Origin of the sequence: Streptomyces sp. APSN-46.1 (assembly GCF_022815725.1) — a bacterium.
Classification (GTDB): Bacteria; Actinomycetota; Actinomycetes; order Streptomycetales; family Streptomycetaceae; genus Streptomyces.
Genome location: NZ_JALGRF010000019.1, coordinates 15665 through 33378 on the forward strand (window position 1 = coordinate 15665; position 17714 = coordinate 33378).

The 17714-nt window shown below is 72.0% G+C and carries 17 protein-coding genes; 11 read left to right on the plus strand and 6 right to left on the minus strand.

Annotated features, from left to right (window positions below; all coding sequences use genetic code 11):
• The first annotated feature begins 173 nt into the window (after window positions 1–173).
• On the plus strand, window positions 174–1634 hold the full coding sequence (locus MTF65_RS29830; RefSeq protein WP_243632115.1) for a hypothetical protein: 1461 nt from the start codon (window positions 174–176) through the stop codon (window positions 1632–1634).
• Between the two features lie 43 nt (window positions 1635–1677).
• Here MTF65_RS29830 and MTF65_RS29835 read toward each other — a convergent pair whose 3' ends face one another.
• Entirely contained in the window at window positions 1678–3006 is a 1329-nt protein-coding gene (locus MTF65_RS29835; protein WP_243632116.1) for an ABC transporter substrate-binding protein, read from the minus strand.
• Between the two features lie 195 nt (window positions 3007–3201).
• On the opposite strand from MTF65_RS29835, the gene MTF65_RS29840 reads away from it, so the two are divergent.
• On the plus strand, window positions 3202–3648 hold the full coding sequence (locus MTF65_RS29840; protein ID WP_243632151.1) for an SCO4402 family protein: 447 nt from the start codon (window positions 3202–3204) through the stop codon (window positions 3646–3648).
• Window positions 3649–3662: 14 nt separating this feature from the next.
• Window positions 3663–4541: a formyltetrahydrofolate deformylase gene (gene purU, locus MTF65_RS29845; protein ID WP_243632117.1), complete on the plus strand. Its 879-nt coding sequence runs from the start codon at window positions 3663–3665 to the stop codon at window positions 4539–4541.
• Window positions 4542–4836: 295 nt separating this feature from the next.
• Here purU and MTF65_RS29850 read toward each other — a convergent pair whose 3' ends face one another.
• Both MTF65_RS29850 and MTF65_RS29855 read right to left on the minus strand, forming a co-directional pair.
• Window positions 4837–6057 (minus strand): maleylpyruvate isomerase N-terminal domain-containing protein, encoded by a 1221-nt coding sequence (locus MTF65_RS29850; protein WP_243632118.1) that lies wholly within the window; start codon window positions 6055–6057, stop codon window positions 4837–4839.
• Complete coding sequence (locus tag MTF65_RS29855) at window positions 6054–6617, minus strand: sigma factor (protein WP_243632119.1); 564 nt, start codon at window positions 6615–6617, stop codon at window positions 6054–6056. Before MTF65_RS29855 ends, MTF65_RS29850 begins: the two co-directional genes overlap by 4 nt.
• Window positions 6618–6933: 316 nt before the next feature.
• Between MTF65_RS29855 and MTF65_RS29860 the strand changes: the two genes are divergently transcribed.
• Window positions 6934–7458 (plus strand): EF-hand domain-containing protein, encoded by a 525-nt coding sequence (locus tag MTF65_RS29860; protein ID WP_243632120.1) that lies wholly within the window; start codon window positions 6934–6936, stop codon window positions 7456–7458.
• Between the two features lie 76 nt (window positions 7459–7534).
• On the opposite strand, the gene MTF65_RS29865 is transcribed toward MTF65_RS29860, so the two are convergent.
• On the minus strand, window positions 7535–9115 hold the full coding sequence (locus MTF65_RS29865; RefSeq protein ID WP_243632121.1) for a class I adenylate-forming enzyme family protein: 1581 nt from the start codon (window positions 9113–9115) through the stop codon (window positions 7535–7537).
• 130 nt (window positions 9116–9245) lie between these two features.
• On the opposite strand from MTF65_RS29865, the gene MTF65_RS29870 reads away from it, so the two are divergent.
• The 4 genes from MTF65_RS29870 to MTF65_RS29885 all read left to right on the plus strand — a co-directional run bounded on the left by MTF65_RS29870 (window position 9246) and on the right by MTF65_RS29885 (window position 13420).
• On the plus strand, window positions 9246–10433 hold the full coding sequence (locus MTF65_RS29870; protein ID WP_243632122.1) for an amidohydrolase family protein: 1188 nt from the start codon (window positions 9246–9248) through the stop codon (window positions 10431–10433).
• Window positions 10433–11587: an acyl-CoA dehydrogenase gene (locus MTF65_RS29875; protein WP_243632123.1), complete on the plus strand. Its 1155-nt coding sequence runs from the start codon at window positions 10433–10435 to the stop codon at window positions 11585–11587. The genes MTF65_RS29870 and MTF65_RS29875 overlap by 1 nt, the downstream gene beginning before the upstream one ends.
• Before the next feature lie 6 nt (window positions 11588–11593).
• A complete protein-coding gene (locus tag MTF65_RS29880; RefSeq protein ID WP_243632124.1) occupies window positions 11594–12568 on the plus strand; it encodes an acyl-CoA dehydrogenase family protein in 975 nt (324 codons plus the stop codon).
• Between the two features lie 345 nt (window positions 12569–12913).
• Window positions 12914–13420, plus strand: a complete 507-nt coding sequence (locus tag MTF65_RS29885; RefSeq protein ID WP_243632125.1) for an ATP-binding protein — start codon at window positions 12914–12916, stop codon at window positions 13418–13420.
• A gap of 204 nt (window positions 13421–13624) precedes the next feature.
• Here MTF65_RS29885 and MTF65_RS29890 read toward each other — a convergent pair whose 3' ends face one another.
• On the minus strand, window positions 13625–14197 hold the full coding sequence (locus tag MTF65_RS29890; protein ID WP_279399702.1) for an XRE family transcriptional regulator: 573 nt from the start codon (window positions 14195–14197) through the stop codon (window positions 13625–13627).
• Between the two features lie 131 nt (window positions 14198–14328).
• Between MTF65_RS29890 and MTF65_RS29895 the strand changes: the two genes are divergently transcribed.
• A complete protein-coding gene (locus MTF65_RS29895; RefSeq protein WP_243632127.1) occupies window positions 14329–14967 on the plus strand; it encodes a TetR/AcrR family transcriptional regulator in 639 nt (212 codons plus the stop codon).
• A 68-nt stretch (window positions 14968–15035) separates the two neighbouring features.
• Here MTF65_RS29895 and MTF65_RS29900 read toward each other — a convergent pair whose 3' ends face one another.
• On the minus strand, window positions 15036–15683 hold the full coding sequence (locus MTF65_RS29900) for a TetR/AcrR family transcriptional regulator (protein ID WP_243632128.1): 648 nt from the start codon (window positions 15681–15683) through the stop codon (window positions 15036–15038).
• Window positions 15684–15790: 107 nt separating this feature from the next.
• On the opposite strand from MTF65_RS29900, the gene MTF65_RS29905 reads away from it, so the two are divergent.
• Both MTF65_RS29905 and MTF65_RS29910 read left to right on the plus strand, forming a co-directional pair.
• Window positions 15791–16729 carry a DMT family transporter gene (locus MTF65_RS29905; protein WP_243632129.1) on the plus strand — a complete coding sequence of 313 codons (939 nt, stop codon included), beginning with the start codon at window positions 15791–15793 and terminating at the stop codon, window positions 16727–16729.
• A gap of 67 nt (window positions 16730–16796) precedes the next feature.
• Window positions 16797–17621 carry an MBL fold metallo-hydrolase gene (locus MTF65_RS29910; protein WP_243632130.1) on the plus strand — a complete coding sequence of 275 codons (825 nt, stop codon included), beginning with the start codon at window positions 16797–16799 and terminating at the stop codon, window positions 17619–17621.
• The last annotated feature ends 93 nt before the right edge of the window (window positions 17622–17714 follow it).

Genomic DNA, 17714 nt, shown 5'->3' on the forward strand with positions numbered 1-17714 from the left:
GGCGGAAGCGACCATTCCATAACGTGCCGCAGGTCAGGGCGTGCCACGCCCGCACGGGCGAAACGCGGGTCCCGCCGGGCCGCGATATCCGGGGGCCTGCCGGTGGCGGTGGGTGACCGGGTAGCGTGAGCCGACGGTTCCGTAGGTGCGGGCGAGTCGGAGAAGGAGTCCCGGTGACGGAGAACGGACAGGGGAGCGGCTACCAGGGCGCCCCGCAGCCCGGGTACCCGGCGCAGCCGGGCGTGCCGCAGTCCGGGGCGCCGTGGGGGGAGCAGGCGGGGCAGCAGCCCCAGCCCGAGCCCGAGCCCGAGTTTCAGCCCCAGCACCAGGACCAGGCCCAGCACCAGCCCCAGCCCGAGTACGGCTATCCCGCGCCCCCGCACCAGCCCGGGCAGCCCGCGTACGGGTACCCGCCGCAGGCGGAGGCCTCGTACGGGTACCCGCAGCCCGGCTACCCGGCGGCGCAGCCGCCGGTCGGGCACGTCGTGGGGCCCGGGTTCGAGGGGCCCGGGGATCCGCACGGGTACGGGTATCCGCCGCTGCCCGAGGCGGTGACGCAGTACATCCCGCCGATCCCGGCCGGGCCCGCGCACGGCGAGGCCGCGACCCAGTACATCCCGCCGATCCCGGCCGGGCCCGCGCACGGCGAAGCGGCGACGCAGTACATCCCGCCCGTGCCGGCCGCACCCGCGCAGGACGAGGCGGCGACGCAGTACATCCCGCCCGTGCCCGCCGGGCCGATGCCCAATGCCGCCGAGGGGTTTGACGGGCTGTTCCGGGGCGACGACTCCGCCGGGCACACCCAGCACCTCCCGCCGATCCAGGAGCCGGTGCTCCGGCAGTCGCCGCCGCGCCCGTATCCGCCGCGCGGGCAGGGCCCCGTACGGCCGCAGCAGTCCGGGCCCCAGCAGCCCGGGTCCCAGCAGCCCGGATCCCAGCAGTACGCCCCGCCCCCGCAGCAGTTCCAGGCGGCGCCGCCCGTGCCGGCCGAGCCCGCGCGGAGGGTCTCGCCCGCGATCATCGCCGCCGTCGTCATCGGGCTGGCCGTGGTCGGGCTCGGCGTCGGCGCGCTGCTCAGCGACAACAAGCCGCAGAACACCGACCCCGGCGCCGTGGCCCCCGTACCCACCGGCTCCGGCGGCTCGGCCGCGGCCGTCGGCGAAGCTCCCGTGGACCCGGCGCGCCCCCAGGCCGTCCAGCTCGACAAACTGCTCGCGGACAGCAACGACAGCCGCGCCTCGGTGATCAAGGCCGTCGACGACATCAAGGGCTGCCGCAACCTGGACCAGGCGGCCGACGACCTGCGCGACGCCGCCCGCCAGCGCGACGAGCTCGTCACCCGGCTCCAGGAGCTCAAGCTGGACCTGCTCCCCGACCACGCCAAGCTCTCCGCGGCCCTCACCAAGGCCTGGAAGTCCTCGGCGGCCGCCGACAACAGCTACGCGGCCTGGGCGGACGACGTGGACGACGGCAAGAAGAACTGCAAGGACGGGCAGGCCAAGAGCACCGGCAACGCGGCCGCGGGCAACCGGGCCAGCGGCGAGGCGACCAAGGCCAAGGAGTCGGCCGCGACCATGTGGAACGCGATCGCGGCCAAGTACAGCCTCACCAAGCGGGACAAGTCCCAGCTCTGACGCCCCCGCCGGGCCCCGGCGGATCACGCCGGATCACGCCAGATCAGGCCGCGCGCGGGGCCTGCTCCAGGGTCGGGGTCATGTCCATGCTCTGCTCGCCCGGCTGTGCCACCAGTCGGCCCGACTGGACGATCTGGAAGGTGACCCGCCCGTTCACGATGCGCGGGAATCCGGCGACGGCGCGCATGTCCTGGTAGCGCCAGGACAGATCCGGGGTCAGCCCGCCGGTCCTGACGCTCTCCGACTGGTTCAGCACGCGCGCGACCTTCCGCGCCGTGATGTTCTCCTCCGCCTTGAACCGCTTCACGATCTCGCTCAGCACCGTGTACGCGATCCACGTGGTCTGCGCCCCGCTGTCGTCCGCGTCCACGCCGCCGTCGCCGAAGGAGTGCTCGGAGATCACCTTCCGCATCGGCTCCCACAGCGGATCGGACGAGACGGGGTACCAACTGGTGACGTACGCGCCCTCGAACGGGCTCTCCTTACCGCCGGTCCGGTCCACCAGGGACTGGCTGACACTGCCCAGGACCGAGGAGATCTGCGGCTTGTGCTTGTCGTCGGCGCGGCGGAAGGCGTCGAAGAACGTCTCGGTGCGCTCGCCGAGCACGGCGGTCACGCAGCCCTTCTCCTTCTCCTTCGCCTTTTCCTTTTCCTTCTCCTTGGACGCGGACTCCTTGGACGCGGACGCGGCCCCGGCGGTATCGGCCAGCGCCTCGCGCGCCTGGGGGGAGAAGTCGGCGCTGTCCTCGGCCGCGCGGATGTCGGAGGCCTCGCCCATGTTGTTGGCCTTCAGCCCGGCGTTGAGCAGCACGGGCATCGAGTCCCCGGCGAGGGTGTCGGGCCGGACCAGGGCCACCTGGCCGCAGGCGCGGCCGAGCTGGTGGCCGGCACCGGCGAGGAGCACCGGCTGACCGCCGTTGACGGGGTAGGAGAGGGTGCTCTGGAACTCCTCGGAGGAGACCCCGTAGCCGCCGATGAAGGGGATTCCCTCGGCCTCCAGCGGTGCCATGAAGGCGCGGCCGTGCTGGCTGTACGAGCCGACGACCGCCACCGCCTTCTCGGCGATGGCCTTGCGGGCGCAGTCGGCGGCGCCGGCGGGGGTGTTCTGCTCGTTGCAGGTCAGCACCCGGAGCTTGCGCCCGTTGATGCCGCCCTTGGAGTTGGCCCAGCGCTCGTACGCCTTGGCCATGGCGGGCATTCCGGGCATGTTGGTCGCCTTCGTGCCCTGCGGGGCGAAGGTCATGACGGTGATGGTGTCCCCGGGGCCCCCCGAGCCCCCGGGGATCACCCCGCAGCCGGCGACGAGACACGCGCCCATCGCCGTGGCCAGGAAGGTGCGGGAGAAGGATGCTGCGCGTCGCCGATCGGTCATGTCCATGCACCATTCCGCTCCCCGGGGAACTGGGGTGTGAGGTGTACACAACATTCGGTGACGTGCAGGTGAATTGCCGGGGCCGGTTACGCAGAGCTGCCTCAAGATCCGGAATAGAAGGAACGTACGATCGAAAGCGTGACAATCGCCCAAGGTTCGAAGAACTCTTCCCGTCGCGGCGGCCGCTCCTCCACCATGGGCGGCATGCCCCTGAATGACATGCCGTGGTGGCGCTGGCGCAGCAACGTGCGCTCGGCGCTGCACATGCTTTCCGATCCGGAGTTCCAGGAGGACACCTGGCTGGCCGGCGCCGAGGGGTACGGGGACGTCACCGACGCCGTGTACCGGCTCGTCGAGGACACCTGGCTCGACAGTTGGTCCGCCGAGAAGTACGTCGGCACGATCTTCCGGGATTCGCAGGAGGCGGCCCTCGTCGACCTCGCGGTCCTGCGGGTGCTGCGGATCCTGCACCAGGTGGGTCCGGACGCGCCCGTGTCCACGTACCTGGAGCACCACGCGTGGCCCGAGGCGGTACGGGCGGCGCGCGAGGCGCACCTGCGGATGGCGGTGGCGGACGGGGAGGAGCCGGACGTGCGGCCGCGGTCGCTGGAAGCGTTGAGGATCCTCACCCGCGCGGTGTGAAAGGCTGTGCGGTCATGAGCGACCCGCAGCACGAGGCCCAGGCCCAGCCCCAGTACGTCCTTACCGTCTCCTGCCCCGACAAGCAGGGCATCGTCCACGCCGTGTCCAGTTATCTCTTCATGACCGGCTGCAACATCGTGGACAGCCAGCAGTACGGAGACCGGGGCACCGGGCTGTTCTTCATGCGGGTGCACTTCGAGGCCGAGCCGACGGTTACGGTCGAGAAGCTGCGCGCGAGCTTCGCCGCGATCGGCGACTCGTTCAGGATGGACTGGCAGATCCACCGCTCCGACGAGCGGATGCGGATCGTGCTGATGGTGTCGAAGTTCGGCCACTGCCTGAACGACCTGCTGTTCCGCGCGCGGATCGGCGCGCTGCCGGTGGAGATCGCGGCGGTCGTCTCCAACCACACGGACTTCAAGGAACTGGTCGGCTCGTACGACATCCCGTTCGTGCACATTCCGGTGACGAAGGACACGAAGGCGGAGGCGGAGGCGCGGCTGCTGGAGCTGGTGCGCTCCGAGAACGTCGAGCTCGTCGTCCTCGCCCGCTACATGCAGGTGCTGTCGGACACCCTGTGCAAGGAGCTGAGCGGGCGGATCATCAACATCCACCACTCGTTCCTGCCGAGCTTCAAGGGCGCCAAGCCGTACCACCAGGCGCACGCGCGGGGCGTGAAGCTGATCGGCGCGACGGCGCACTATGTGACGGCCGACCTGGACGAGGGCCCGATCATCGAGCAGGAGGTCGAGCGGGTGGGCCACGAGGTGACGCCGGACCAGCTGGTGGCGATCGGGCGCGACGTGGAGTGCCAGGCGCTGGCGCGGGCCGTGAAGTGGCACAGCGAACACCGCGTCCTCCTGAACGGCTCCCGCACGGTCGTCTTCGCCTAGCCCTGCGTGTCTCCGACCCCCGGGCCGCAACGAGATCCGCCCCCGGGCGCGCCCCCTCCCCGGACCCCCGGGCTGCGCCCGGACCCCCGGGCTGCGCCCGGACCCCCGGGCTGCGCCCGGACCCCCGGGCTGCGCCCGGACCCGTTCCCGGGTTGCCCCCGTGCCGCCCTTTACGGGCTGTGCCCGAGGTCGCGGGCTCCGGCCATGGCTCTTTCGGGCTGGGCCCAGCGCCGGGCGGTCCCTTGGAGGGGCTCCTCTGGCCCCCGGGCGGCGGTGGTCCAGGTTCCGCCGGAGGCTACAGGCGGCTGAGGGAGGCGGCGGCGAAGAGGACGTCGCGGATTGCCTCGCGGTCGCCCTGTTGGCCCGCCGCCGCTTCCTCCGGGGAGATGTGGCCGGCGGCCAGCTGGCAGAACTCGCCCCTGTCCAGCGCGATGTGCGCCACCCGGTGGTCCGGCGACGGTTTCGCCGCCGGCGAGTCCAGGGCGATGTCCCAGCTCCCGCCGCCCGAGCCCTCGATCTCCAGGTGCAGGGTCCGCCCCGGCGCACCCGCCGCGACCAGCCCGCGCGCCGGAGCCGCGAGACCCGACCGCCGCCGGTGCGCGAGCGTACTCGGCAACAGCCGCGCCGCCAGGTCGATCATGCGGTGCAGATCCGGCCCGGACGGCGGGTCGTACGGGTAGTCCACCGCCTCCGCGATGTCCCACGCGTGGACCCAGCACTCGAAGGCCCGCTCCAGGAACGCGTCCCCGAGGGGGAGCGCGAAGCTCCCGTAGTCGACGGCCAGTTCCGCCACCCCGCGCCCCGCGAACGACACCGTGCGGACCAGCGTGTGCCCCTGCTCCCGCCACGGCTCGCGGACCTGCCGCGTGGTCGGGTGCGCGGTGTTCCAGAAGTACTCCGTACGCTTCGCGGGGCTGCGCGACGGCGCGTCCGGGCCCAGCGGGTCGTCCAGTCCCAGCGCCGCCGCGACCAGGCCGTCCACCGTCAGCAGATGCCCGATCACCCCGGCCACCGTCGTCCGGCGCGACTGCCGCCGCTCCCCCTCGAACCACTTCAGCCGTACCGGCGTGTGCCACTCCGAATCGCCGAAGTCCTGGAGCAGCGCGTCGAGCCGCGCCGTCTCCGTGTCGTACGGGTTCGCCCACGCCGGCACCGGGATCCGGGCCGGCCGCTTGCCCAGGCAGTCCTCCAACACCCGCGACCGCAGCAGCGGTTTCAGGTCGAGGTTCTCCTCGGGGTGCAGCAGCCCCACCGCGTCGCGCAGCCGCAGCGCCTCCTCGGCGCAGGGCGCGCACTCGGTGAGGTGGTCCTCCACGGCCTGGGTCTCCTCCGCGGAACACGCGGCCAGCGCCCACGCGCCGAGCAGGGACTTCAGCACCGTGTGCGAGGGCGGCGCGGCCGGCGGCGGTGGCGCGTGCCGCGGGTCGAGGTCGTCGGCGGCTCCGCGCGGACCCGGTATCCGGGCCCCGCCGCCGGGCCGGTATCCGTCGTCGGGCGGGTCGGAGGGGCCGGTCATCGGGGCGTTCCATATCCGGGCGGGGCGGTGTCCTCCCGGGGGAGGGCGTTGGCGGTCGACAGCAACTGCAGCCCGAGCCGCAGCCGGCGCCGCGCCTCGTCCTCGCTGATCTGGAGGTCGGCGGCGGCCTGGCGGTAGTCGCGGCGCTTGAAGTACGCGAGTTCCAGGGCGGCCCGCAGCGGCGCGGGCATGGAGGTGACGATGAAGTCCGCGCGGGCGGCCGCGTTGGCGGTGGCCACCTTGCGCTCCAGCTCCTCGCGGGAGCCGCGCCCCAGCTCGGCCTGGCGCAGCCGGGCCACCGCCTGGCCCTGCGTGATCCGGGCGACCCACGAACGCATGGAGCCCTGTTTGGGATCGTAGGCGTCCGGGTTCTCCCAGATGTAGCCGAAGACCTCGCGGGTGATCCGGTCCGCGGCCTTCTCGTCGCCCAGGACCCGGTGCGCCAGGCTGTGCACGAGCGAGGCGAAGCGGTCGTACAGCTCCCCGAGCGCGGCGGCCTCGCCGCGGGCGAGGCGCTGCTGCATGCGGCGGTCCCAGCGCGGTGGTACGTCCTTCGGCATACTGCCCCCAGCCGTGTGTCGACTCATCGAATGTAATGGCCACACGGCGCAGCGCGCCCGTTTTGGGAGAATCCCGCCTGGAAGTGTGGCCTCCGTGCTAGGGGGCGTCCCCCGGAGACCGTCGCGCGTGGCCGGACGGCCCCCGCGGCGGCGGGACATGGGCACACGCGTACGCGCCCCGCCGCGCTTCCCGTGCGCTGGTTCGATGCGGCCATCTGCTTGTCCGCTTCGCTTAACGCGCAGGCCACTGAGGGCTTACGCTCCTGCCTTGTCTTGAACTGCACCCCACCGCATCAGTGAAGGCGGAACTTCGAATATGGACAGCGCAGAGTACGAGCGCAAGATCGCCTCCCGATTCGCCACCTTCGACCAGGACGGGAACGGCTCCATCGACCGGGAGGACTTCAGCGCGGCGGCGCGCTCGGTGCTGGCCGAGTTCGGCGTCGCGGCACGGTCGGACAAGGGGCAGGCCGTCTTCGCGGGTGCCGAGGCGTTCTGGCAGGGGATGGCCGGGATCGCGGACGTGGACGGGGACCAGCGGGTGTCCCGCGAGGAGTTCATCACGGGCGCGGCGAAGCGGCTGCGGGACAGCCCGGAGCGGTTCGCGGAGATCGCGCGGCCGTTCCTGCGGGCGGTGGTCGCGGTGGCTTCCGACGGCGCGTCCGGCGCGGGCGCGACCCCGGAGGCGGTGGCCCGTGTGCTGCGCGTCCTGGGCATTCCGGCCGAGCCGGCCGGCCAGGTGGCGACGGCGCTGGACGCCGACGGCGACGGCCGCGTCTCGCTGGACGAGATCCTGGCGGCCTTCGCCGGCTACTGCGGCGTGGAGGCCCCGGACGCGTAGTCCGTCGCGCCCGGCCGGGGGTGGGCACGCCGCCGCGGCTGCCCACCGTACGGCCGCCAAGCGGTATCGGAGCCGCTCAGGCCCCGTCCGGGCGGCGGGTGTCCGCGAAGCGTTCGCGGAGTTTGTACTTCAAGACCTTGCGCAGGGCGTCGTTGCGGGGCAGGGCGTCGACCAGTTCCAGTTGCTCCGGGAGTTTGTGGGGGGACAGGCCCTGGGCGCGCAGGTGCGCAGTCAGCTGCGGCAGGGTCAGCGGGGCGGCTCCGGAGGGCTGTTCGACCACCGCGCAGACGCGTTCGCCGCGGTCGGGGTCCGGGAGGCCTATGACGGCCACGTCGGCGATGCCCGGGAGCCGGTGGAGGAGGTCCTCGATCTCCTTCGCCGAGATGTTCTCGCCCTTGCGGATGATGACGTCCTTGCTGCGGCCCGTCAGGACCAGGTGGCCGGTCCGGGTGAGGTGGCCGAGGTCGCCGGTGATCAGGAATCCGTCGGCGTCGAACACGTCGGCGTTCCGGTCCTGGCCGAGGTACCCCTGGCAGACCGCCTCGCCGCGCAGGCGGACCTCCCCGTCCGCGCCGGGGGGCAGCGGTGTGCCGTCCGGTGACGTGATGCGGATCGTCATGCCGGCCGGGGGGCGGCCCTCCGTGGTGGCCAGGTTCTCCGGGGTGTCGTCCGGGTCGCCCATCGTGATCATCGGGACTTCGGTCATGCCGTAGCCGTGTGTGAGTTGGCAGCCGAGTTCGCGGACCACCGCGTGGTAGATCTCCGGCGGCTTGGGGGCGCCGCCGCCCGCCAGGAGGCGGAGGGTGGGGATGAGTCTCGACCCCGGCGCCTTGCGCTGCTCCGTCAGGAACATGGAGTAGAACGCCGTGGAGCCGCCGGCCACCGTCACCCCGTGGCGCCGGTAGCCGTCGAGCGCGTCCGGCATCGCGAACTTCTCGAACAGGACCGCCGGGAAGCCGTAGAGGAGCAGCATCACCGTGTAGTCCGGGCCGGCGATGTGCGCGAAGGGGAACGCCATCGAGCCGACGTCCGCCGGGCCGAGGCGCAGCGCGTGGGCGAGGCAGGAGCCGCCGGCGATCAGGGAGCGGTCGGTGTGCAGGACGCCCTTGGGGTCCGAGGTGGTGCCGGAGGTCCAGTAGATCCACCGTACGGAGGTCCCCGAGGCGGGGGGTGCGGGGAGTACGGAGGGATCCCCGGCGGGGAGCGAGTCGTAGGCCTCGAAGACGCCCCGGGCGCCGAGCCGCCGTGCCATCGCGGTGTGGTCGAAGCCGCGCCAGACGCCGGGCACGGCGAAGAACTCGGCCTTCGACTCGCGCAGCGCGAAGCCGGTCTCGCGGTCCCGGTAGAAGGGGATGACCGGTGACTGGACGGCGCCGATCCGGGCCAGGGCGAGGGAGAGCAGGACCGTCTCGATCCGGGTCGGGAGCTGCCAGGCGACGACCGTGCCCGGGCGGACGCCCATGTCGTACAGGCCCGCCGCGACCCGTTCCGAGCGGTCCCGGAGTTCGCCGAAGGTGAGGGTGCGGTCCCGGGCGGGGTCCTCGGCCGCCTCGATGAGCACCGGGGCGTCGGGGGTCAGCGCCGCGCGCCGGGCGATCAGCTCCCACAGGGTGGGGGACTCGCCCAGTTCCCTCGCGGTGTCCGTCGCGTCCGACATCCCGGCCTCCCCATAGCTGACGACTAGTCAGATCAAGCGCAGAGCGTAGAACGCGGACGCTTGTCGGTCCAGGGGTGGCGGAGCTAGCTTTGTTTCTGACGATCCATCAGATTTGCGGCGAGGGGACACCATGGAACTGCCTCGGATCATCAGCGTGGACGACCACGTGATCGAGCCCGCGCACCTCTTCGACGTGTGGCTGCCCGCGAAATACCGGGACCGCGGGCCCAAGCCGCTCACCGCCGGCATCGGCGAGCTCGCCTACACCGGCGGCAAGTACGTGATCACCATGGACCCGGACGGCCCGCCGACCGACTGGTGGATCTACGAGGACCTGAAGTTCCCGTACAAGCGCAACATCGCCGCCGTCGGCTTCGACCGCGACGACATGACCCTGGAGGGCATCACCCGCGAGGAGATGCGGCGCGGCTGCTGGGACCCCAAGGCGCGCCTCGCCGACATGGACCTCAACCACGTCGAGGCGTCCCTCTGCTTCCCGACGTTCCCGCGCTTCTGCGGGCAGACCTTCGCCGAGGCGCGGGACAAGGAGGTCGCCCTCGCGTGCGTCCGCGCGTACAACGACTGGATGGTCGAGGAGTGGTGCGGCGACAGCGGCGGCCGGCTGATCCCGCTGTGCGTCATCCCGCTCTGGGACATCGGCCTGGCGGTCGCCGAGATCCGCCGCAACGCCGCGCGCGGGGTGCGCGCGGTGACCTTCTCCGAGATCCCGACCCACCTCGGGCTGCCCTCGATCCACTCCGGGTACTGGGACCCCTTCTTCGCCGTCTGCCAGGAGACCGGCACCGTCGTCAACATGCACATCGGGTCCAGCTCGCAGATGCCCGCCGCCTCGCCCGACGCGCCGCCCGCCGTACAGGCCTCGCTCAGCTTCAACAACGCGATGGCCTCGATGATGGACTTCCTGTTCAGCGGGGTGCTGGTGAAGTTCCCGACCCTGAAGCTGGCCTACAGCGAAGGGCAGATGGGCTGGATCCCGTACGCCCTGGAGCGCGCGGACGACGTGTGGGAGGAGCACCGCGCGTGGGGCGGGGTGCGCGACCTGATCCCCGAGCCGCCGTCCACCTACTACTACCGGCAGATGTTCTGCTGCTTCTTCCGCGACAAGCACGGGATCGCCTCGCTCGACGTCGTCGGCCGCGACAACGCCACCTTCGAGACCGACTACCCGCACGTGGACTCGACCTTCCCGCACACCAAGGAGGTCGCCCTCGACCACGTGAAGGGCCTGGACGACGAGACGGTCTACAAACTGATGCGCGGCAACGCCATCCGGATGCTGGGCCTGGACCTGACCTGATGGACCTCACGTACACCGAGGAGGAGCGGGAGTTCCGGGCCGGGCTGCGCGCCTGGCTCGGCAAGGTGCTGCCCGAACTGCCCGCCAAGCCCTCCCCCGACGACTGGCCCGGCCGCCGCGCCTACGACCTCGGCTGGCAGCGCAGGCTGTACGACGCCGGGTACGCCGGACTGCACTGGCCCGTGGACGCGGGCGGGCGCGGCGCCACCCCGACCCAGCACCTGATCTTCCTGGAGGAGACCGAGCGCGCGGGCGCCCCGTACGTCGGCGCGAACTTCGTCGGGCTGCTGCACGCCGGGCCGACGATCGCCGCCGAGGGCACCGCCGGCCAGCGGGCCCGCTGGCTGCCGCCCGTACTGCGCGGGGACGAGGTGTGGTGCCAGGGGTTCAGCGAGCCGGACGCCGGCTCCGACCTGGCCGCGCTGCGTACGCGCGCGGTGCGGGACGGCGACGCGTACGTGGTCACCGGGTCGAAGATCTGGACCTCGCACGCGGAGGTCGCCGACTGGTGCGAGCTGCTCGTGCGGACCGACGCGCGAGGCCCGAAGCACCGCGGGATCTCCTGGCTGGCCATGCCGATGGACGCGCCCGGGGTCACGATCCGGCCCCTGCGCACCCTCGCGGGATCGACCGAGTTCGCGGAGATGTTCCTCGACGAGGTCCGGGTGCCCGTCGCGAACCGGGTCGGGGACGAGAACGACGGCTGGCGCGTCACCATGGTGACCCTGTCGTTCGAGCGGGGCACCGCCTTCGTCGGCGAGGTCGTCGCCTGCCGGCGGACCCTCGCCGGGCTGGCGCGCACGGCCAAGGCCAACGGCCGCTGGGACGATCCCGTGCTACGTCGGAAACTGGGACGCCTGCACGGGGAGTTCGGCGCCCTCTGGAGGCTGACGCAGTGGAACGTCAGCGCGTCGGAGAGCTCCGGCGGGGTCCCGGGCGCGGGTGGCAGCGTCTTCAAGCTCGCGTACTCGCACGCGCGGCAGGAGCTGTACGACACCGCCGCCGAGGTGCTGGGCGCGGGCTCGCTCTCACTGGACGAGGAGTGGATGCCGGACCGGCTCTCGTCCCTCTCGTACACGATCGCGGCGGGCACCTCGCAGATCCAGCGCAACATCGTCGCCGAGCGCGTCCTCGGCCTCCCGAAGGGGCGGTGAGCGGCCGTGGACTTCCAGCCGACGCGGGACCAGCGGGACCTGCGGGCGGGCGTACGCGAGCTGCTCGCGCGGCGGTACGGGCGCGAGGCGCTGCGGGCGGCCGTCGAGAGCGGGACCGCCGTGGACCGGGACCTGTGGCGGGAGCTCGGCGCGGCCGGGTTCTTCGCGCTGCGCCTGCCCGAGGCCGAGGGCGGGGTCGGGCTGGGGCTGCCGGAGGCGGCGCTCCTCTTCGAGGAGGCCGGGCGGGCGCTGCTGCCGGGACCGCTGGTGGCCACGCACCTGGCCGCCGGGGTGGTCCCGGGCGCGGCGGCCGGGACGGCCGTGGTGACGGCCTTCGACCTGGGGGAGCTGGGCGACCTGGGGGACCTGGGCGGGCGGGGCGGGCGGGGCGGCCTGGGCGGGCGCGGCGGGTCGCTGGTGGCGTACCTGGGGGAGGCGGACGCGGTGCTCGGCGCGCCGTTACTCCCTTCGGGTGAGCCGGTGCGCTCGGCGGACCCGCTGACTCCGCTGCACCGGGTGGCCTCGGCCGGGGACGTCTCGGCGTACCGGGAGACGGGGGCGCTGCTGACGGCCGCGCTCCAGCTCGGGAGCGCGCTGCGGACGGTGGAGCTGGCGGTGCGGTACGCGGGGGAGCGCGAGCAGTTCGGGCAGCCGATCGGGGCGTTCCAGGCGGTCAAGCACCTGTGCGCGGGGATGCTGGTGCGGGCCGAGGTGGCCCGTACGGCGGTGTACGCGGCGGCGGTCACGGCTGACGCCGGGGAGATCGCGGCGGCGAAGCTGCTGGCCGACGAGGCCGCCGTGGGCAATGCCCGGGACTGCCTCCAGGTCTACGGCGGGATGGGGTTCACCTGGGAGGCGGACGTGCACCTGCACCTCAAGCGGGCGTGGGTGCGGGCCGAGCAGTGGCGGACGGCGGCGGAGGCGGAGGAACTGCTGGCGGCGGAGCTGTTGCTGAGCGCGACCGGTCCTGATGCGCGGTAGCGGGGCGGGCTGCGGGCGGGCCTGAGGGCGGTCGCTGACGGTGAGGGGAGGGAGGGTGTGGGACGCATGTCCGATTGCAGAGAGTTGATATCGGTTTGTGTCCTACGCCCGACTCATTGCGGCCCGGAGTCGGGGGCCTGCTCGGGTACGCTCCCGGGAATGCGAGCGGCCCAGCGGCGCGTGCGTCGCGCAGTATGCACCACGCCTACTCCTTCGCGCTGGAATATGCCCGAAGCGCTTGTTGTGGTGACTGTATGTCAACCATGCTGCTTCGCAAGGGGGTCACGGATCGTGATCCCGTACCTTCGTGAGGCGAAGTGTCCGCCGGGTCGGATGGTGTGAGCGGTGCAGGTGCTTCAGGTTCAGCTGGAGGTAGGACCGGACCCCGCCGAGGTCGGCCGGGCCCGCCGATGGGCGCGCTCCCGGCTGGCGGGATCCGGCATAGGGGATGACGAACCGCTCGCCGAGACGCTGATCCTGCTGATCTCCGAGCTGGTCACGAACGCGGTCGTGCACACGGGCTGTCCGGCCGTGCTGCGGATGCTGTTCGGGGGGCCGGGGGTGCGGGTCGAGGTCGCCGACGCGAGCGACCGGGCGCCGGCCCGGCGGCAGGCCGCCGGGGACGACACGGGCGGGCGCGGGCTGGAGCTGGTGGACGGCCTGGCGGACCGCTGGGGGTGGCAGCACGAGGGCGCGGGCAAACGGATCTGGTGCGAGGTCGACCGCGCGGAGAAGGCCGCGGACCGCGCCGGGGACTGGGCGTCGGACTGCGCGGTCGACTGCGCGGCGAGTCGTCCTGACGAGGCGTCGGAAAGTTGTGGGCCGATCCGGGAACCGCGCGTGTACCTCTAACGAGGTGTTGACGGACCGTCATGTGTTGATCACCCTGGTGGTGAACGATTCGTCGCGAGGGGACGCCAAGGGTCCTTGCCTTGACGAGTGCGGGTCGTGGGGTGGCGGCTGCCGTGCCGCGCTCGGGGCGCGCACGGAGGCACGCCGCCACCCGCAGCATCCTCCTCCCGAGGGGGAGGAGTCTGCGCGTGGCCGGCGTCGGGCCTAATCGGAAGGCCGCGCGCTGGGGATGTAGGCGGCGAGGGTCATCTCGACGGTGATGTCGCCGTCGTTGCGGTACCCGTGGGAGACGTCGGTGGAGAGTGTCGCCGAGTAGCCGGTCGGCATGGGGTGGATCTCTCCGTCGACGATGAGCGTGAGCTCGCCCGCGGTGACGTGGAGCAGTTCGGTGGTGCCCGGCGGATGGGGAGCCGAGAGGCTCACGTCGCCGGGTTCGAGCCGCCACGTCCACAGCTCGAAGGCGCCCTGGTCGCAGTTCCCGGCCAGGAGCGTGCTGGAGCTCCCGGACTCGGTCGACCACACGCGGATGGCCCGCTCCGGGGGAGTGAGGCGTACGCGCGGCACCTGGTTGGTGTCGAGCAGGGCCGTCATATCGACACCGAGGGCGTCGGCGAGTTTGACCATCGTCTCCAGGCTGGGGTTGGTGCGGGCCTGCTCGACCTGGATGACCATGCCGCGGCTGAGCCCGGCGCGGGCGGCGAGCCTGTCGAGGGTGAGGCCCCGACGGGTGCGCCAGTGCTTGAGGTTGCGGGCGAGCGACTGTGAGAGCTGATCCATGTCCAACACGTCTCGTCCAATACATTAGACGCTGGAGTTCATTCCCGTAGTCTATGCTTCGCTGCGCTGGAACGTTCAACGCAGTGTAGATAAAGGCGAGTTGGCCGTTACAGACGCAGGGGGAGTGTCAAGTGGCAATCCAGCAGCGAGCGGCGAGAACGAAGCAGATCATCCTGCGGGCCGCGGCCGGCGCGTTCGACGAGGACGGCTACGAGCGCACCTCGCTGAGCCGGATCGGCGAGCGGGCCAAGGTGACGACAGGCGCCGTGGTGTTCCACTTCGGTACGAAGGCCGCTCTGGCCGAAGCGGTCAGGGAGCGGTCCCGGACGGTGACGCGCAAGGCCGTCGAGTCGGCGGCGAACGAGGTGTCGGGGGTCGTGGACCAGCTGGTGGCCGTCACGCGCACGCTGATCGACCTCTTCGAGACCGACGAGTCGGTGCGGGCCGGTGAGCGGTTGTCGAGGGAGCTGAAACCGCAGGGCAACCCGGACGAGGAGTGCCCGTGGCGGCGGGAGGTGGCGCGGCTGTCGCGGAACGTGGAGGCCGAAGGGCTGCTGCGGCCGGGGGCGGACGCCACGGCGCTGGCGGCGCTGGTCAGCTATGTGGTCAGCGGCGTGGAGCTGGCCATGCGGCGGGCACCGCTGCCCGCGGACGAGCCCTGGCTCGGGGAGGCGGGCTCACTGGACGGGGCGGCCCAGGTGCGACTGGAGCGGATCTGGGGCCTGCTGCTCCCCATCCTGGGCGGGCAGGTGTACGTCGGGGCCGTCTAGGTCCGGCCGGGGCCGTCCGGGGTCAGGGCCGTCCGGGTCCGGGCCGCCCGGGTCCGGGCCGTCCGGGTTCAGGGCCGCCCGGGATCCAGGAGGCGCCGGGCGAACACGCAGAGGGCCTGGGCGATGCGCTCGTGGGGGATGCCCAGGGTGTTGCGCTGATGGTGGTAGAGCTCCGGGGCCAGGGGGCCGAGGGCGATGTCGGCGAGCGCGTCGGGGTCCGGGGCCCCGCCGGCGATGAGCAGGGTGCGCACATGGAGGCGCCAGAAGGCGTAGGCGCCGGTGACGTAGCGGGCGGGCCCCGTTTCCGCGCCCAGCGCGAGGGGCAGATGCCGCTGGAGCAGGTCCAGGTAGGCGAGGTAGAACGCGGCCAGTCGTTCGGCGGGGGGTGCCTCCGGCCCCAGCGGCGGCGGGCCGTAGATCATCTGCCCCTGTAGCCGGCGTTCGTGCTCGTCCAGGAGGGCGGTGGCGACGGCGGACGGGTCGGGGAACGAGCGGTAGAGGGTCGCGCGGCCGACGCCCGCGGCCTTCGCGATCTGCTCCATCGTGACGGTGCGCGGATCGTGCGTGGTGAAGAGCAGTTCGGCGGCGGAGAGGATCTGCGCGCGATTGCGCACCGCGTCGGCGCGCTGCCGCGGTGCGGCGGCGCCCCGGGGCACCGCCTGGAGATCACCGCGGAGGACTACGGGCGGGGCGGGATGCTCGTCGCCGTTACTCATGCGGGTCACCTTACTTCCCAAAACCTTAAGTGGACGGCTTGTCCGTTTGGCATACTCAGGTCTATGTTAAGTGAGACGACCGTCCGTTTGATGTGTGGGAGAACAAGATGAACGCTGCGCTGCTCGCGGCAGCCCTCCTGGTCGGGTGCCTCCTGGCCGTCCAGGCGTCGGTCAACCTGCAACTGAACAAGGCCGTGGGAACCCCCTACGGTGCCTCCACGGTCCAACTGAGCGTGGCCACCGGACTCCTGGTGGTCCTGGCGGCGGTGACCGGCTCGCTCGGCGCGCTCGGGAAGATCCCCGACGTCGAGTGGTGGCATCTGCTGGGCGGCCTGGCCAGCCCCCTCTACATCACCAGTGGCATCCTGCTCTTCCCCCGGCTGGGAGCCCTGGCCTCGGTCGGGCTGTTCGTCACGGGGCAGATGTTCTCCTCACTCGTCCTCGACCTGGGCGGCCTCTTCGGCCTGGAGAAGAAGGGCCTGAGCCCGGGCATCGCGCTCGGCGCCCTCGCGGTCCTCGCCGGCATCATCGTGATCATCCGGGGACAGCAGGCGGCCGCCCCGCCCGGAGCCCCGACGATGTCGGGGCCGGGCCGGATCGGATGGATCGTCCTCGGCATCGTCGCCGGCGGCGTGCTCCCGATCCAGGGCGCGGTCAACGCCAAGCTCCGGCACGGTCTGGGCGCCCCGATCACGGTGGCGGCCTTCAGCTTCACGGTGGCCACGCTCACCATCGCCGTCGTCCTGCTGGTGCTGCGCCTGACGGGCAAGACCCCCAAGCCGCAGCTGACCCCGCTGAAGGCGATGCCCTGGTGGGGCTGGCTCGGCGGAGCCTGCGCCGCGGGCTACGTCACCGGCACGTTCCTGCTGATCCCCGAGATCGGCGCCGCGGTGACCATCGGGCTGACCGTGACCGGCCAGCAGCTGACCTCCGCCCTGATCGACCACCGGGGCATGTTCCGGCTGCCGACCCGGGTGCTGAGCGTGCCGCGTCTGACGGGACTCGGCCTGCTGCTCGCCGGCTCGCTGGCCATCCAACTCGTCTGAGCTCGCGCTCGTCCGACCTTGAGAGACCCGAGAGACCCGAGAGACCCGAGAGAGAAGGCTGTTCCTCGTGGAGACCTACGCCATAGGGCCCGAACTGCACGCGCTGCCCTCTGAACTGCCGATACCCGACTTGGGCCTGCAGCCGGTCAACGCCTACTTGCTGCGCGGTGAGCAGCCGATGCTGGTGGACACGGGCATGCCCGTGGACCGGGACGCGTTCGAAGAGGCCCTGTGGTCCCTGGTGGACCCCGCCGATCTGCGGTGGATCGCCATCACCCATGACGACCGGGACCACACCGGGAGCCTGGCGCGCATACTCGACCGCGCTCCCGGCGCCAAGGTCGTCACGAACGGGATATCGCTCACCCGACTGTCCGAGGAATTCGAAATCCCGCGTGAGCGGGTGGTGACGGTGAACCCCGGGAGCCGAATATCGATCGGTGACCGGACTCTCAGCTTCCACCGGCCGCCCACGTTCGACTCGCCCGGCACGCTCGCACTATTCGACCACGAGGCCGGCACGCTTTTCAGTTCGGACAGTTTCGGCACCGTCATACCTGAAACCGTGCAGCACTTCGGTGATGCCGACGTAAAAGAATTCTTCGAGGGCTTCGACGTCCTGAACCGGGCGATCGCCCCGTGGACAGCCCTCGTCGACGCGGAGAAGTTCCTCCGCACCGTCCGGGCGGTGTCCTCCCTCTCCCCGGCCCGGCTGCTGTCCGCCCACGGGCCGACGGTGGAGGGCCGGATGGTCACCTCCCTGATGGAGGCCATGGCCCGCATCCCGTTCCTGCCGGCGTGGCTTCCGGGCGCGGACATCGACCTCGAAGCCGCCCTGGACGCGCACGGCGCCCAAGCCGCCCAAGCCGGCCAAGCCGCCGTGACTGCCTGAGCCCTGGCTGCCTGAGCCCTCGGCCCTGAGCCACTGCTGAGCCGAGCTGCCTGAACCACTCACTCCGCTCTTTCCCCGACACCCCTCGGAGTC